The sequence below is a fragment of the Bradyrhizobium sp. CCGB12 genome, from assembly GCF_024199845.1.
Taxonomy (GTDB): domain Bacteria; phylum Pseudomonadota; class Alphaproteobacteria; order Rhizobiales; family Xanthobacteraceae; genus Bradyrhizobium.
On record NZ_JANADO010000001.1, the window covers coordinates 7,873,892 to 7,889,426 of the forward strand.

Below are 15,535 nucleotides of genomic sequence, written 5' to 3' on the forward strand. Positions count from 1 at the left end.
TCGGGAGGCCAACAATCGGGCCAGGACGAAACCCTTTGCAGGCCGGGCGAAGCCGGCCGGAAACAAATCAGGCCTAACGTCTCCTAAGCTTTCCCGTCCAACCCGATTTTAAGGGAGGATCTCATGAAAGCAGCGCTTTTTGTCCTGTCGCTTCTTGGCCAGCCCGCGATACCGGTTTCAGATCGTGTGCCCGTCTTCAACGTGGAAGCCATGTGCAGGGACGTTTCCGCTGACGACAAGGCGTCAGGGCTCGCTTTGGCGCAGGACGCCAGCGAATGCGAGCGTGACGAGGGACTTGCGCGGCAACAGCTGAGCTCGGCTTGGCTGACCGTGCCGGGTCCCGCGCGCGAAAGTTGCGAAGGCGAGGCTGCGGCAGCGGGAATACAAAGCTATGTCGATCTGCTCACCTGTCTGCAGATGACAGGCTGGGCGAATCCGAATCCCGCACCGGCGACCCCGCTCAGGGGAGCGAGCAAGATCCGGAACGCCAAGAATTAGAGCATGATCCGGAAAAGTGTGAGGCGGTTTTCCGAAAAGATCATGCTCAAACAATAACCTAAAGCGCGATGACGATTCATCCTGATCTCGTCGCGCTTTAGTCGCTCGAGTGCGCACGCGCTCGTGCCGTCGATCGAGCGGCGGATCACCCGCTGCACTTCCGCATTCGAAGGAAACAGATCGTGGTTGATGATGCCCAGCCTTCCCGGGCGGCATCGATCACGGCACACCGAGCCGCGCGATGACGGCCAGTGGCAGGTCGCGTGGTCATGGTGTCCGCGTCGTTGGCAGCGGGGTGTGCGAGCGATCCGACGAAGTTCCGGCGCCGGGGTGGCGGTTGCCATCAATGATGGGCCGTCACGCCCCTGACGCATTGGGTCAACAGATCAATGGTGGCGAATTGGCCGATGTCACCCAGGCTGATCATGCCGACCATCCGCTTGCTCTTGTTGATCACGGGCAGCCTGCGGATTTTCAGCGTCTCCATGTGATGCACGGCTTTCGCCAGATCGTCGTCTTCCCGGCAGCAATGGATGCCTTCCGTCATCACGTCCCGCGCCGTCATGCGTGCGGCGTTGAAGCTCTTGCTCGCAAGGCCTTTGCAGACGATGTCGCGATCGGTCACCATTCCGATCAGATGATCGTCTTCGCCGATCGGAATGCAGCCGACGTCGTGCCCTTGCATCAGCTTCGCGATTTCGGTGATTGGGGTGTCGGGGCTGACCCAATCAACACCCTTGTGCATCACGTCCTTGACCTTCATGGAGGACCTCCGTTGCGAACGCAGCCCCCGTCACGCGATTATACTACGAACCGGGCGCGACCGCAGGCGCGCCGCGATGAAGGCGTACGGGGATCATCCCGCCGCCATGTTGCGTCAGTCGTGCATGCTGAAGCGTCCATGCGGCGCATTGGCCGTCAACCGCTCGAACTGCGCATGCGTCAGTTGGAGCAGCGTTTCGTGGTCGCCGGCTTCGATGTAGATCTCGGGCTGTGCCCGGATGCTGTCGTCGACGATGAGATCGAGCCCATAGCATCGGCCGACCGCCGGAACCGCTCCGTGCACGCAATCCGCGAACAGCCGGTTGATCTCGGATTCGTTGGCCATGGCGAGATCCTCGCCAAGCCTCTCCTTCAAGTCCGGCAGGTTGAGATGGTGCGATGCCGGGACGACCGCGAGCATATAGCCGCCGTCATGCCTGAGCACGACGGCCTTGGCGAGACGATCGCCCGAGACGTGGCAGGCCTGTGCTGTGCGCGTGGACGACATGGTGAGATCGTGCGGGATCTCGGCATACTGGATGTTCTCGGCAGCCAGATAGCGGTGCAGCGTGGGGGCAATGGACATGGCGTGGCCTCCGGATGGATATGCGAGCCATCCACCGTGAGGCTGCCCCCGCCCCACGATGGGCGGCCGCGTGATTGCCGGGCTTCAGCATAGGCCTTGCGCTCGGATGCTGCAATCGGGTCGGGGTTCGGATCGCTCCGGGTGTGCCAAACACCAGCGGAAGTCGCATGTTCGACTCGCTGTTCATGCATTCGCAGCGAGGAGCTCGCTTACCGCGCTGACGTCGGCTGGTCGAACTGAAATCAATGGGTACCCGAGTAGCGAAGACCGGGACTCAGAAGTGCTGGGCGAAGAATTGGTCACGTTGTCAAAGCGCGTCCAATCTTCAAAGCTACAGGAGATCAAGCTTTGGTTGCCGACCGCGCTCGCGCGGCGCTTTCAATGCGTCTTGCTGCATTCACTTCTTCTCCGTGTGTGATACGTTGTGTAGCATCAAACTCTGCGGGGACCGAGAACTGAGCGGGGAACGCCATGAAAGGCGTCACCGAGTGGCTCAAGTCAATCGGTTTGTCGGAGTACGCCCAACGCTTCGGCGAAAACGGCATTGATCTCTCAGTTCTCCGCGATCTGTCGGAGGACGACCTCAAGGACCTGGGCGTCCTTTTAGGTCATCGACGTAAGCTGCGGCGCGCCATTGCGGAGCTCGAGAACGCAGCTGGACCTGAGCCCGCGAGAACGGCTACCGGATCGCAGCAAGCGAGCGAAGGCGAGCGCCGCCACCTTACAGTGATGTTTTGCGAGTTGGTTCACTCCACAGCCGTCGCAGCACGGTTGGACCCCGAGGACCTGCGACATCTGATTGGCGTGTATCACGGCCGCATTGCGGAAGTCATAGGTCACTACAACGGAACGGTTGCCCGCTATACAAGCGACGGTGCATTAATCTATTTCGGTTTCCCACGAGCGCACGAGGATGACGCCGAACTGGCTGTACGCGCCGCACTCGCGCTCATTGACAACATCGCGAGTATCCGGGACGTCGCCGAGACGCTGCAGATTCGCATCGGCATTGCGACCGGCACCATGGTTGTCGCCGAGCTTCTGATTGAGAAGACGTTGGCAGAGCAGGAAGTTGTCGGTGAGACACCTAACCTCGCCTCGCGCCTGCAAGCGATGGCGGAGCCGGGGACCGTGTTGATCTGCGCGAGTACCCGCCGGCTCACTGGGGGAACATTTTATTACCGTGATCTGGACCCCGTTTTGCTGAAAGGCTGGGAAAGACCGTTCCGGATTTATCAGGTGCTAGGAACGAGTGGCATAGAGAGCCGCATCGAGGCAATGCACGCTGCCAAGCTGCCGCCTCTGTTCGGGCGTGAGGAGGAAATAGAGCTGCTGTTACGCCGCTGGCGACAAGCTACCCTGGAGGGGGGACGAGTGGTCACCCTTACAGGAGAGCCGGGTATCGGCAAGTCACACATCGCGCTGGCGCTTAACGAGCGGCTCTCGAGTGAATCACACATCACGTTGCGGTATTCTTGCTCTGAGCATCATACCCACAGCGCATTGTTTCCATTCATAAGTCAGCTCGAACGTGTTTCCGGGTTCGAGCGCGGCGACTCATCTCAGGAGAGGCGATCCAAGCTCGACGCGCTGCTCGCACAATCCACCCATCACAATCCCGAGGACCTTGCAGTTCTGGCCGATTTATTGTCGTTGCAGGTCGAGGATCACTACCGACTGCGAGACGTCACCCCACAAAAACGCAAGGAGAAAATCTTCGCGGCGTTGCTCGCTCAGCTCGATGGATTAGCGGTACAGCAGCCGATCTTTCTAGTTTTCGAGGACGTGCACTGGATCGACCCAACCTCGCTCGAGCTCCTTGCAAGAGCCGTGGAGCAAGTCCCGCGGCTCAGGGTACTGATGCTGATTACGGCTCGGCCCGAATTCACGCCCCCATGGCCGAGTTATGCGCACACCACAACCATCTCCCTCACGCGCCTTGGCCGGCGCGACGGCACGGCATTGGTCCTGCGCGTGACAGGCGGTAGGACACTTCCCAAAGAGGTCATGAAGCACATTCTCGCACACACCGATGGGGTGCCTCTTTTCATCGAGGAACTAACGAAGATGGTGATAGAGGGCGGGTTGTTACGAGAGGGGAGCGGCCAATACGTTCTTGACGGTCCCTTGCCTTCATTCGCGATCCCAACCACCCTGCAGGCTTCGCTGATGGCACGCCTTGATCGCCTGTCAACAGTGCGGGATGTGGCCCAGATAGGTGCCGTCGCAGGTCGCGAGTTTCATTACGAACTTGTAAATGCTGTCGCCGGGCTGCCGAAGGACAGTTTGGATGAGGCGCTCGACAAGTTGGTGCGCTCGGAACTGGTGTTCTGCCGCGGAGAAATTCCAAACGCGGTATACACCTTCAAGCACGCGTTGGTGCGGGATGCGGCATATGCCGGGCTCCTAAAGAGTCGCCGCGCGCATCTGCATGCCGCGATGGCGAAGGGGCTTGAGCAGAAATTCCCCGAGGTCGTGCAAGCTCAACCAGAGATTATTGCCTATCACTGTACGCAAGCGCGAGATTACGATCGGGCCATACACTACTGGTACGAAGCAGGTAAACAGTCCGCGGCTCGCTCGGCGCACAACGAAGCGATCGGCCATCTGAAACAAGGATTGAAATTGATTGCCAATATCGACGGGCCGATGCAGCGCAATAGATTGGAGTTGCTGCTCCAAATTTTGCTCGGCAACTCCCTCCGGGCGATTAACGGCTGGAGCATCGACAGTGTGAAGCATGCGTACACGCGAGCATTCCACTTGTGCAAAGAAAGCGGGCTTGACGAACACGTCTTTTCTGCCGTCTTTGGTCTGTGGACCTGGAATTTCGTTCGTGCGTCGCTGGGCGAAGCTCAAGCCCTTGCCGAACATCTGCTGAAGTACGCCGAGAACGTAGTCGACCCGGTTTACGATGTTCTTGCCCACCAGGCTTTCGGCTTTACCTTGTTTGCGCAAGGGAGGTTCACCGCTGCCCGCGCGGAGCTGGAACGCTGCATGAGCAGCTGCGAGGACTGCAAGGTCGCTGCATATCTTGAATTTTCCGGGCAAGATCCTCGAGTTCATGTGAGGTCATACGACGGCATGGCACATTGGGTCCTTGGTTATCCAGATCAAGCGTTGCGACTTTGTGATGAGGCTCGCCGATACGCCGATGCGTCTCAACATCCGTTCAGCGAGGCAATTGCACGAACGATAGGTCTTCGCGTTCATCAGCTTCGCGGCGATTCTGCCGTTGTTGCGAGTGAGGCTGATGCTGCTATCGCATTCTGTGAGCAGCATGAATTTGCGCACTACCTGGCCATGGCATTGATTTTGCGCGGGTGGGCAAGTGCCGATCAAGGCGAGTTTGAGAAAGGTATCGCCGAGATTCAAGAAGGCCTGGAAAAAAAGCGGCATACCGGGGCCATATTGTTGGAGTCGTATTCCTTGGGATTGATGGCGGATTCATGCATCAAGAACAAACGTTACGGGCAAGCGTTCGACGCTTTGAGACAGGTGCAATCGAGGCTCGATGAAGAGAACTGCGAGCAATTCTATGCAGCGGAAATATATCGTCTGCTTGGCGAAACGTATCTTCGATCGGGCCAGGACCTGAATCAGTCGGAGCATTATCTTTGCAAAAGTCTTGAAATCGCGCGCGCTCAGAAGGCCAAATCCTTTGAGCTCAGAACTTGTCTGAGCTTGTGTGACCTGTACGAGTTGAGATCAGAGGCCGACAAGTGTCGCTCACGGCTCAACGAGATCTATCGGTTTTTCGTCGAAGGCTTTGGCACGCCCGATCTAGTGAGAGCCAAAGCGAGATTGGACGGTGGCGAACTTCACGCAAAGGGGTAGGAAAAGCGAGCGGCGCATGATTAAGCGCGGCCGTTTCGACCAAACTGATCCGTGAAAGGCTCGACTTGCCAACTTTCCGCCCATCGGTCTGTAGCGGACGACACCCGTTGAAGGCCGTCAGTGCCGTAGTTGCCATGTCCGCTTTGGGGTCGATTGTGGTCTTTGCTGCGCTTCCCGCGTCTTAAGAGATTCTCGCCACGACGTTGGGCCGGTTCTGCTTGAGCCAGGCGACGGCCTCAGGTCCATCGACGACGCACTCGAAGGTTTCCCAGGCCGGGTCCTCCAGGGATTCCGATTGCAGCCGCTTCGCCGCATATTCGACGAGGTCGTGCAAGCCTTCGTATCCTCGTCGGTGCTCGAGGGACTCTGCAATCGCCGTGCTGGTCCATCCTCGTTGGGCCAAATCGATGATGCTCGGAGCATCAGCCTCGCTGAACCACGGCGTGGCATCGAACTCGATGCAGCGGACATTATCGGCGGTATGGCAAGTGGCGTGGATCATTGGATTCCTCCGTCCTGCGCTAGCATTGCACGTCTCGCATCGCTGCCTCGCATGCCCTCAGGTTTTGACCAGGTCCCCCAGCAGGTTCGCCGCCACCATCAGCTTGGCGAGCGTCAGGCCGCCGGCGGCAATCTCCTCGACCGCACGGCGGATGCGCGTCGCCTCGGGATGAGCAGCAAGCCAGGTCTCCGCAGCTTGCTGACCGGATTGGCCGATCGTCAGCATATCTGCGGCCAGGCGTCTTTCGGCAGCCGCGATCAGGTCGATGGCGCGGTCGATGGCGAGGCGTTCGAAACGATCGCTGGCCGGCACGCTGCGCGCGGCGGCGGTGATGCGGTCGAGACGGAAACTGGCCTCGGCGGCAAAGAACGTCGCGGCGGCATCACCGATGCTGCGGCTGGTGCGCTCGGCGACCGTCACGATGTCGGGCGCCGAGACGAGGGCGTCGAGATCGGCCAGTTCGCCGGCGAGGCCGGACGGGACGCCGGCATCGGTCAGGTCCTGCCGGCGCTTGCTGCGCGCGGCCTGCAAGTCCGCTGGCAGGGCGTTGTCGAGAGAGGCCCTGATCTCGCGGATACCCGGGCCGAAACGTGCGATCACCGCCTCGAGGCCGTCCTTGAAATCAATATTGCGCACGTACCAGACCATGCGGGACAGTAGAAGGACTTGGACCGCCGCGTAGAGGGACAACTGCAGCTGCCCGTCGATGCAGGCGTCGAGCGCATCGATCGCATCGTTCAGCAGCTTGAGCCCGTAGGATTCATCCACCGCCACATAGGCCATGACGATGGTGGGGATATCGGCATCGGTCTCGTCGATCAGGCGCACGATACACGCCGGGCCGCCGCGGTTGATGACCGCATTGACGAGGCTGGTCGCGATGATCTCGCGTCGGAGGCGATGAAATTCGACTGCCATCGGGAATTTCTCCCGAACGTCGCTCGGAAAATACTGGGACAGTTCTCGGGCAAGATAGGGATCGTCCGGCATGCCGGTTTCGAGCAGATCGGCGTAGAGCGTCAGCTTGGCGTAGGCGAGCAGCACGGCAAGCTCGGGCCGTGTCAGGGTCTGCCCGCGCCTGGTCCGTTCGGCGATCGCGGCGTCGTCAGGCAGGAATTCGACGGCGCGGCTGAGCAGGCTGCGCTGCTCGAGCGACTGCATCAGGCGCATGAGGAAGCCGGTCTCGGCCATGCCCTTGCGTTCGGCGAGCGAGAGCGCCAGCGTCTGCAGATAGTTGTTGCGCAGGACCAGCGCACCGACTTCGTCGGTCATCGCGGCAAGCAGGGTGTTGCGGTCAGCCGGGCTGAGGCGTCCCTCGCGCTCGGGGCGCGCCAATGCGATCTTGATGTTGACCTCGACGTCGGAAGTATTCACGCCGGCCGAATTGTCGATGGCGTCGGTGTTGAGCTTGACGCCCTTCTGCGCCGCTTCGATGCGGCCGCGTTGGGTGACGCCGAGATTGGCGCCTTCGCCGATCACCCTGGCGCGTACGTCGCCACCCGCGATGCGGATCGGATCATTGGCGCGATCGCCGGCCTGATCGTCGCTCTCCGCCGACGATCGGACATAGGTACCGATGCCGCCGAACCACAAGAGGTCCGCGCGCGCCTTCAGGATCGCCGTCATCACCTCGAAGGGTGTTGCCTGCGGCTTGTCGAGATCGAGCAGGGTGCGCACTTCCGGCGCGAGCGGGATCGCCTTGAGCGAGCGCGAGAACACGCCGCCGCCCTGCGAGATCAGCGATTTGTTGTAGTCCTGCCAGCTCGATCGCGGCAGGTCGAACAGGCGCTTGCGCTCAGTGAAGCTGATCGCCGGGTCGGGAGAGGGATCGATGAAGATGTCGCGGTGATCGAACGCCGCAACGAGCTTCGTCGCCGGCGAGAGCAGCATGCCGTTGCCGAAGACGTCGCCGGACATGTCGCCGACGCCGACCACGGTGAAAGGCATGGTCTGAATGTCGGTGCCGAGCTCGCGGAAGTGGCGCTTGACCGCCTCCCAGGCACCGCGCGCCGTGATCCCCATCTTCTTGTGGTCGTAGCCCTGGCTGCCGCCGGAGGCGAAGGCATCGCCGAGCCAATGGTTCTTCTCGGCCGAGATCGCGTTGGCGACGTCGGAGAAGGTGGCGGTGCCCTTGTCGGCGGCAACGACCAGATAGGGATCGTCGCCGTCATGCCGCACGGTCAAGTCGGGCGGCACCACGATGTCGCCGTCGAGATTGTCGGTGAGTTCGAGCAGCGAGCGCACGAAGATGCGATAGGCTTCGGTGCCCTCCGCGAGCCACGCCTCGCGATCGGAGGGCGGCGGCAGGCGCTTGGGCACGAAGCCGCCCTTGGCGCCGACCGGCACGATCACCGCGTTCTTGACTTGCTGCGCTTTCACGAGGCCGAGGATCTCGGTGCGGAAATCCTGCGGCCGGTCGGACCAGCGCAAGCCACCGCGCGCAACCTTGCCGAAGCGCAGGTGAATGCCTTCGATACGTGGTGAATAGACGAAAATCTCGTAGAGCGGTCGGGGAGGGGGCAGATCCTCGATCTGGCGCGCGTCGAACTTGAAGGAGATCACCGGGCGCGGATGTCCGTCCGGGCCGACCTGCCACAAATTGGTGCGGATGGTCGACTGCACCAGATTGGTGAAGCGGCGCAGGATGCGGTCTTCATCGAGCGAGGCGACGGATTTGAGCTGCTCCTCGATCTCGGCAAGGAGAGCTATCTCGCGCGCCGAACGCTCGCGATCGGTCAGGACGAGGCGCGGATCGCGGCGGGCCTGGAACAGCGCGACGAGGCTGGCTGTGATCGCGGCGTTCTTGCGCAAGGTCTCCCACATATAGTCCTGGGTGAACGGTGCGCGGATCTGGTGCAGATAGCGCGACAGCGCCCGGATGGTCGAGACTTCCCGCCAGCCCAGGGCCGTGCGCAGGATCAAGGCATTGTACCCGTCGGATTCGGCGCGATCGGTGACCACCGCCATGATCGAGGCCTCCAGGCGATGGCTGAAGTCCCGGCTGATCTCGATCGGCTGGCCGTCGCTGGTCTCGATCGTCATGTCGTGCAGCCAGACCGGCTCAGGCCTGTTGCCGGGCACGATCTGATAGGTGCGTTCGTTGACCACGCGCAGGCCGTGATTTTCGATCACCGGCACGCGGTAGGACAGCGACAGCGGCGCGGCATCCGAAAACACCTTCAGGCCGAAACGCCTGGGATCATCCTCCTCGAAGCGGTGAACCGAGATCATCACAGGGCGGGCTGGCGTGAGCTTCTCGACGGTGGCGATATCGACGATGGCCTGTTCTGCCGTGGAAGCCTCGGTATAGCCGCCGCTGAAGGCCTGAGCGTAACGATTTGCGAGCATGCGCGCCCGCATGCCGTCGGTCGACGTAGCCAGCGCGGCCTTCAGCTTGTCGGCCCAGGTCGCGGCAATGGCGCTGATCCCGGCTTCCAGCGTGGCGCGCTCGACGGCGGGAGTCTTACCTTCATAGCGTCCGACGATGTAGTGGACGCGCGCCAATGCCCCTTCGGGGAAGGACACGTAGGAGGCCGACAGTGTCCCCTTGTAGGTCTGCGACAGGAAGGCGCCGACGCGCGTGCGCACGTCGGTGTCGTATTTGTCGCGCGGAATGAAAACGAGGATGGAAACGAAGCGATCGAACTTGTCGACCCGCGCCAGCGCCCGGACGCGGGGGCGCTCATAGAGGATCAGGATCTCCATGACGAAATCGAAGAGGGTATCGACGTCGATCTGGAATAGTTCGTCGCGCGGATATTCCTCGAGAATATGCTGGAGAGCCTTGCCTGAATGGCTATTCGGGTCGAAGCCGGCCCGCTGGAGCACCCGCGATACCTTGAGGCGAACATAGGGGATCTGTCGTGCCGAGCGCGTATAGGCACCCGAGGTGAACAGGCCGACGACTCGCAATTCACCCTCGAGCCGGCCGTCGGGCGTATAGAGCTTGATGCCGACATAATCGATCCGGATGCGACGATGAACGCGGCTGCTCACATTGGCCTTGATGACGATGAGCAGGGTCGGCTCGCGCATGAACTCGCGAATCTCCGACGTCATCACCACCATTTCGCTGCCGCGGCGCAGGACCTTCACATCGGGATCGCGGAGGATACCGAGGCCCTCGGCGGTCGTGATGTCGTCCGACGCATCGCGGCTGGGCGAGAAGCGATATTCGCGCACGCCGAGAAAGGTGAAATTGTCCGCGCACAGCCATTGCAGGAACTGGTTGGCCTCGGCGACCTCGTCGATCGGCAGCGGCGGCGGATTGGACGAGAACGTCTTGACCGCATCCTCGACGCGGTCGCGCATGGCGCGCCAGTCCGCGACGCAGGCGCGCACGTCGCTCAACGCCCTGGTGAGGCCGTCAATCAGCCTCTCGCGGTCCGCGTCGGCGTCCAGGCGAGTAATGTGGAGGTGAATCAGGCTCTCTCGCACGCCCTTTGCCCCTTCCGGCAGTGCCTCGCCGTAGAAGCGCAGGAGCTTGCCCTGGTCATCGCGCTCCACCGCGATGATGGGGTGAGCGACGAGGGTGACTTCGATGCCCTGCTCGGTGAGCTCCGCCATGGTGGAATCGAACAGGAAGGGCATGTTGTCGTTGAGGATTTCGAGCACGGAGATCTCGCGCCCATCCGGCATCAGCGGATTGACGACGCGGATATCGGCACGCTCCGCCGTGCGCCGCTGCACATGCTCCCAGGCTTGCTCCGCCAGGAAGGCAAGCGAGGAAGCATCGTGACTGGAGAGATCCTCGACATTGGTGAAGGCGAACAGAAGCTCGGCAAAGCTTCGGGGGGCCTTGCCCGGCTGCACGCTTCCTGCTGCCTCGCGGATCAGAGTTGCCCGGGCCTTGTCGTCACGCCATGCCATAGCGTCCTCCATGTCCCAGCCGACGAGCCGCAGTTACGGTCGGGCGTTGCTCTTGGCGTGCGCCTCTTTGTGCGCATTGTTCCCTGACCGAGATTTCAATTGCGTAGGTGAAATCTGCAGTCGTGCGGCTGCGATCATATTAGCATTCCGGAGCCGTCATGGCGCGCGGAGTTGTAAGGCGAAGCCTGGGGGACAAACCGGAGACAACAACCATCGTGCCATCGGGCCGTCCTGAGAAATCGCAAGTAGTTTCAATTATGTATGTGGCTTTGTTCTGAATGGCGCCGCCGTTGCCTCGATCGGATCGGAGCTGTCCCGCTACGGAACGCGGGTCAGCTCGACGCCGTCGACCACCATCTTCCACGTCCGGCCTCTTGGTGGGGTGGCGTCGATGCCTCAATGGAATGCCGACGACGAATTTATCGTCTTACGCATGCGCTCGGTCCGCGCGTATCGCCCGGTCCGTCCCTACAGGAACTTCCACTTTTTCCCGGCGTTGAATCCGCGGCTCGCACAAGGCGGCCGGTCCGCGCGATGAAGAACTTTTCCAACGTCGAATTCTCCCCCGAGGTGATCGAACTCATGACCGCCGCCCTCGAAGCTGCGGTTGCAACCCTGCCGGAGCCCGTGCAGTCCTCGCATGTCAACGCGCTCGCCGAATCCATCCTGCGTACCGCCAGTGCGGGCGAGCGCGATGTGGCGAACTTGCAGAGGATCGCTCTGATGGAGCTGCAACTGGCGCCGCGCAACTGATGAGGCCGACATGAAGACCACAGCTGCCGTCGTCATTGCGCTGTCTGCGACCTTGTCCATTGCCCGGGCCGACAGCTGGACGACCTATCGAATTCCCGAGTCCGGAACATCGGTCGAGATTCCCACATCGATCTTTACGGAGCTTGCCGGGAAGCCCGACGGATACGGCCAGCAATTTCGCACGTCCGACGGCAGCGCCGATCTCACCGTCCAGGCCGTTGCGAACCAAGAAGATCTCTCGCCGGCTGAATTCCTTAGCCGGAAGAATCCTCCGGCCGGGATCATCTATCAGCGGATTGCGCCCAGCTTCTTCGTGGTCTCCAGCATCAAGCGCGACAAGATCTGGTATGACCGCTGCAATTTCTCACGGCGCTACGTGCATTGCGTGCTGATCAACTATCCCACCGCCGAGAAGCGGCAATGGGACCACGTGGTGACGCGGATCAGCCACAGCCTGAGTGGCGGCTGACCAGGTCACGAGACAAAGAACTGCCCGCGCAGTTCGGACAGCCGGTCGTACGAGCGCAGCTGTCGATCGTTCTCACCGCCACCCCAGCGCCGGCGCAACATGCGTCAGGATCGCCTCGATCGCATGCGCACAATAGTCGACACCCAGCTGGTTCGGGATGGTCAGCAGCAAGGTATCGGCCTCGGCAATCGCCTCGTCCTGCCGAAGCTGCTCGACGAGCACATCCGGCTCAGCCGCATAGCTCCGACCGAAGATCGCGCGGGTGCGCGGGTCGATGAAGCCGATCTGGTCCTCGCCGCCGCGCTCCCCGCCGAAATAGGCGCGGTCGCGATCGTTCATCAGCGCGAAAATGCTGCGGCTGACGGAGACACGGGGCGCACGGATGTGGCCGGCGTTCTTCCATGCCGCGCGATAGGCCCGGATTTGCGCGGCTCGGCAGCCTCTCTCGTAGCGCGACGAGGCTGCCGCAAGCTCATGCGCGCGTCACGGGCATTGGTGACGTAGACCATCGTTGCCCAAATAGGTCCCTGAGCCGGGGTCGTAGGATCGATAACGCTGCACGCAGTAGGACTCGGCGTTGGCGCGAGCCTGGCTACTGGCGATCGCGCCTCCGATGATTGCGCCCGCTGCTAAGCCACCAAGTACGGCTGCGCCGTTACCGTAGTGACCGTGATGATGCCTGTAATGGTAATGACCAGGCCCATGTCCGTGCCAATGTCGGTACTGCACCTGTTGCACGCCTTGGTCAGGACCGGGGTTCGCTATCGGCAGAGGAGCCGCGAGCACGGGTGAAGCGGCCGCTGAGAGCATCGCTCCAGCGGTGAGGACGACGAAAGTTCTACGCAGTGTCATGTCGGGCTCCATGCCATTGAGGATGTCGGAGCAACGGCGGGTTGCCCCGCTGGGTTCCGTCAACGTCGGGCGAGCGTCAGAGGGTCGCAGAAAATGAACTATTCGTAAGGATAGTAGCCGAACCACCGCACGCTGAACGTCGCGGTAGCACGCGGGATTTCCATACCAAGAGGCGCCCGCGGCTATGCGTCCTCGCCGTCCCGCCGGCGGAAGGACGGCGACATCATCGTGACCGCTGCGGCACGCTCTTCTGCTTTGCGCGAGGTTGCTGCCCGTGGTCGCCCGACGGCGATGTGAGCTTCAATTCTGTGGCTCAGGCCTTCACCGCAGGCCCTGTTCGTCGACCAGAATGCGGTGGATCTCGATGCGCTCCGGCAACTCGATCAGGAATTCCGCGTCGCGCGTGAGATGATGGACCTTGGTCGGCTCGCCCTTAGTGAAAGCCGTCATGGCCTCGATGTCCGCCCAGTAGGAAATGGTCGTGAACCACGTCTCCTCATCACGGTCCTCGCGCAATTGCTGCACACCGAGCGCGGTCTTCAATAGCGGCGGAATGCCCTCGGCTTGCAGATAGGCCTGGTAGATATCGGCGACATCGCGGCGGGTACGGCCGCGCCAGATGCGGGCGATGGTCGGTTTGGTCGGCATGACATGGTTCCTTGCGCACGCACGTCCTCAACAAGGGAATTGACCCAGCCAGGATCAGTTCCGCGCATGCCGTGTTTCGCCGCAGCCTCGAAGCTGCAGGAGGCGCGCCTGTCAGGAACTGCCATTTTTCCCGACGTTGAGCAGGTGGCTCGCACAAGGAGCGGGTCCGCATGATGAAGAACTTTTCCAACGCCGAATTTTCTCCCGAGGTGATCGAACTGATGACCGCCGCGCTGGAAGCTGCGGTCGCCACACTGCCGGAGCCGGTGCATTCCTCGCGGCTCGTCGGCGAGCAGGGCGACGAGACCCTGGCCGCGATTGAGAATCGTACGAACGGAAGCGGCCCCGCGTTTGCCTCACCGCCACCCCAGCGCCGGCGCAACATGCGTCAGGATCGCCTCGATCGCATGCGCACAATAGTCGACACCCAGCTGGTTCGGGATGGTCAGCAGCAAGGTATCGGCCTCGGCAATCGCCTCGTCCTGCCGAAGCTGCTCGACGAGCACATCCGGCTCAGCCGCATAGCTCCGACCGAAGATCGCGCGGGTGCGCGGGTCGATGAAGCCGATCTGGTCCTCGCCGCCGCGCTCCCCGCCGAAATAGGCGCGGTCGCGATCGTTCATCAGCGCGAAAATGCTGCGGCTGACGGAGACACGGGGTGCACGGGTGTGGCCGGCGTCCTTCCATGCCGCGCGATAGCTACGGATTTGCGCGGCCTGTTGCACGTGAAAGGCCTCACCGGTCTCGTCGTTCTTGAGCGTCGAGCTCTGCAGGTTCATGCCGAGCTTGGCCGCCCACACCGCGGTGGCGTTCGAGCCGGCGCCCCACCAGATCCGTTCGCGCAGGCCTGCGGAATGGGGCTCGAGGCGCAGCAGCCCGGGCGGATTCGGAAACATCGGCTGCGGATTGGGTTCGGCAAAGCCTTCGCCGCGCAGCAGGTCCAGGAAAACTTCCGCATGGCGCCGGCCCATGTCGGCGTCGCTCTGGCCGTCGGCCGGGCGATAACCAAAATAGCGCCAGCCGTCGATCACCTGCTCGGGCGAGCCGCGGCTGATGCCGAGCTGCAGCCGCCCGCCGGCGATGAGATCGGCGGCGCCGGCGTCCTCCACCATGTAGAGCGGGTTCTCATAGCGCATGTCGATCACGGCCGTGCCGATCTCGATCGCGCTGGTCTTGGCGCCGACGGTCGCGAGCAGCGGAAAGGGCGAGGCGAGCTGCCGCGCGAAATGATGCACGCGGAAATAGGCGCCGTCGGCGCCGAGCTGTTCCGCCGCGACGGCAAGCTCGATCGATTGCAGCAGCGTGTCCGCCGCCGAGCGCGTCTGCGATTGCGGCGAGGGAGTCCAGTGTCCGAAGGAGAGGAATCCGATTTTTTTCATGAGGGCAACATAGGGATGATCGGAAGAGTTTGCGATACGTCGGCGGGGGGAAAGATGGCAACATGGAAGGCGTGCACCCGTAAGTGCGCTCCCTGGGGAAGCAGGACTTGACCAGAACGGACCTCCGTCCGCCCCTAATAAGTCACGAGGTTTTCCCAAAATGTCCGGCCGGGGGCGCTTTCCACCCCACGTGATGAGGGGGCGTCTGTTGATTTGGATCAAGGGTCCCTTTTAATTCACCCCCACCGTCAGACCATGAGATCTCCGATGAGAAGCCGAACTCGGGCAAAGACGCCGCTGGCACAAGACCGCCGCGCTCAACGGAGACTCGACGCAAATTATCGAGAAGTACGCAGAACGTTTGCTCCGACTGCTTGCAA

General features: G+C 61.9%; 12 protein-coding genes and 1 pseudogene. 4 read left to right on the top strand and 9 right to left on the bottom strand.

What is annotated here, in order from left to right:
• Positions 1–123: 123 nt before the first annotated feature.
• A complete protein-coding gene (locus NLM27_RS36075; RefSeq protein WP_254147791.1) occupies positions 124–498 on the top strand; it encodes a hypothetical protein in 375 nt (124 codons plus the stop codon).
• On the opposite strand, the gene NLM27_RS36080 is transcribed toward NLM27_RS36075, so the two are convergent.
• The 3 genes from NLM27_RS36080 to NLM27_RS36090 form a co-directional block, all read right to left on the bottom strand.
• Positions 495–842, bottom strand: a complete 348-nt coding sequence (locus tag NLM27_RS36080; protein WP_254147792.1) for a hypothetical protein — start codon at positions 840–842, stop codon at positions 495–497. The two genes, NLM27_RS36075 and NLM27_RS36080, sit on opposite strands and share 4 nt — an antisense overlap.
• Positions 842–1,261 carry a CBS domain-containing protein gene (locus tag NLM27_RS36085; RefSeq protein WP_254147793.1) on the bottom strand — a complete coding sequence of 140 codons (420 nt, stop codon included), beginning with the start codon at positions 1,259–1,261 and terminating at the stop codon, positions 842–844. The genes NLM27_RS36080 and NLM27_RS36085 overlap by 1 nt, the downstream gene beginning before the upstream one ends.
• A 114-nt stretch (positions 1,262–1,375) precedes the next feature.
• The gene (locus NLM27_RS36090) at positions 1,376–1,846 is read right to left on the bottom strand and encodes an aminoacyl-tRNA deacylase (protein ID WP_254147794.1); all 471 of its coding nucleotides are present in this window, start codon (positions 1,844–1,846) and stop codon (positions 1,376–1,378) included.
• 471 nt (positions 1,847–2,317) lie between these two features.
• Here NLM27_RS36090 and NLM27_RS36095 point away from each other — a divergent pair, with 471 nt between their 5' ends.
• Positions 2,318–5,683: an adenylate/guanylate cyclase domain-containing protein gene (locus NLM27_RS36095; RefSeq protein WP_254147795.1), complete on the top strand. Its 3,366-nt coding sequence runs from the start codon at positions 2,318–2,320 to the stop codon at positions 5,681–5,683.
• Positions 5,684–5,864: 181 nt separating this feature from the next.
• Here the strand turns inward: NLM27_RS36095 and NLM27_RS36100 are convergent, their stop codons facing one another.
• The gene (locus tag NLM27_RS36100; RefSeq protein WP_254147796.1) at positions 5,865–6,185 is read right to left on the bottom strand and encodes a hypothetical protein; all 321 of its coding nucleotides are present in this window, start codon (positions 6,183–6,185) and stop codon (positions 5,865–5,867) included.
• Positions 6,186–6,242: 57 nt separating this feature from the next.
• A complete protein-coding gene (locus tag NLM27_RS36105) occupies positions 6,243–11,066 on the bottom strand; it encodes an NAD-glutamate dehydrogenase (protein ID WP_254147797.1) in 4,824 nt (1,607 codons plus the stop codon).
• A gap of 522 nt (positions 11,067–11,588) precedes the next feature.
• On the opposite strand from NLM27_RS36105, the gene NLM27_RS36110 reads away from it, so the two are divergent.
• Together NLM27_RS36110 and NLM27_RS36115 are read left to right on the top strand one after the other, a co-directional pair.
• Entirely contained in the window at positions 11,589–11,807 is a 219-nt protein-coding gene (locus NLM27_RS36110) for a hypothetical protein (protein ID WP_254147798.1), read from the top strand.
• A gap of 10 nt (positions 11,808–11,817) precedes the next feature.
• On the top strand, positions 11,818–12,276 hold the full coding sequence (locus NLM27_RS36115; RefSeq protein WP_254147799.1) for a hypothetical protein: 459 nt from the start codon (positions 11,818–11,820) through the stop codon (positions 12,274–12,276).
• Positions 12,277–12,348: 72 nt separating this feature from the next.
• Here the strand turns inward: NLM27_RS36115 and NLM27_RS36120 are convergent.
• From NLM27_RS36120 to NLM27_RS36135, 4 genes and pseudogenes are all read right to left on the bottom strand, one after another.
• Positions 12,349–12,711, bottom strand: a pseudogene (locus tag NLM27_RS36120) (LLM class flavin-dependent oxidoreductase); the annotation flags it as partial.
• Positions 12,712–12,759: 48 nt separating this feature from the next.
• On the bottom strand, positions 12,760–13,140 hold the full coding sequence (locus tag NLM27_RS36125; RefSeq protein WP_375142298.1) for a BA14K family protein: 381 nt from the start codon (positions 13,138–13,140) through the stop codon (positions 12,760–12,762).
• Positions 13,141–13,449: 309 nt separating this feature from the next.
• The gene (locus NLM27_RS36130) at positions 13,450–13,776 is read right to left on the bottom strand and encodes a hypothetical protein (RefSeq protein ID WP_254147801.1); all 327 of its coding nucleotides are present in this window, start codon (positions 13,774–13,776) and stop codon (positions 13,450–13,452) included.
• Positions 13,777–14,132: 356 nt separating this feature from the next.
• Positions 14,133–15,155 (bottom strand): LLM class flavin-dependent oxidoreductase, encoded by a 1,023-nt coding sequence (locus NLM27_RS36135; protein ID WP_254147802.1) that lies wholly within the window; start codon positions 15,153–15,155, stop codon positions 14,133–14,135.
• Between the last annotated feature and the right edge of the window lie 380 nt (positions 15,156–15,535).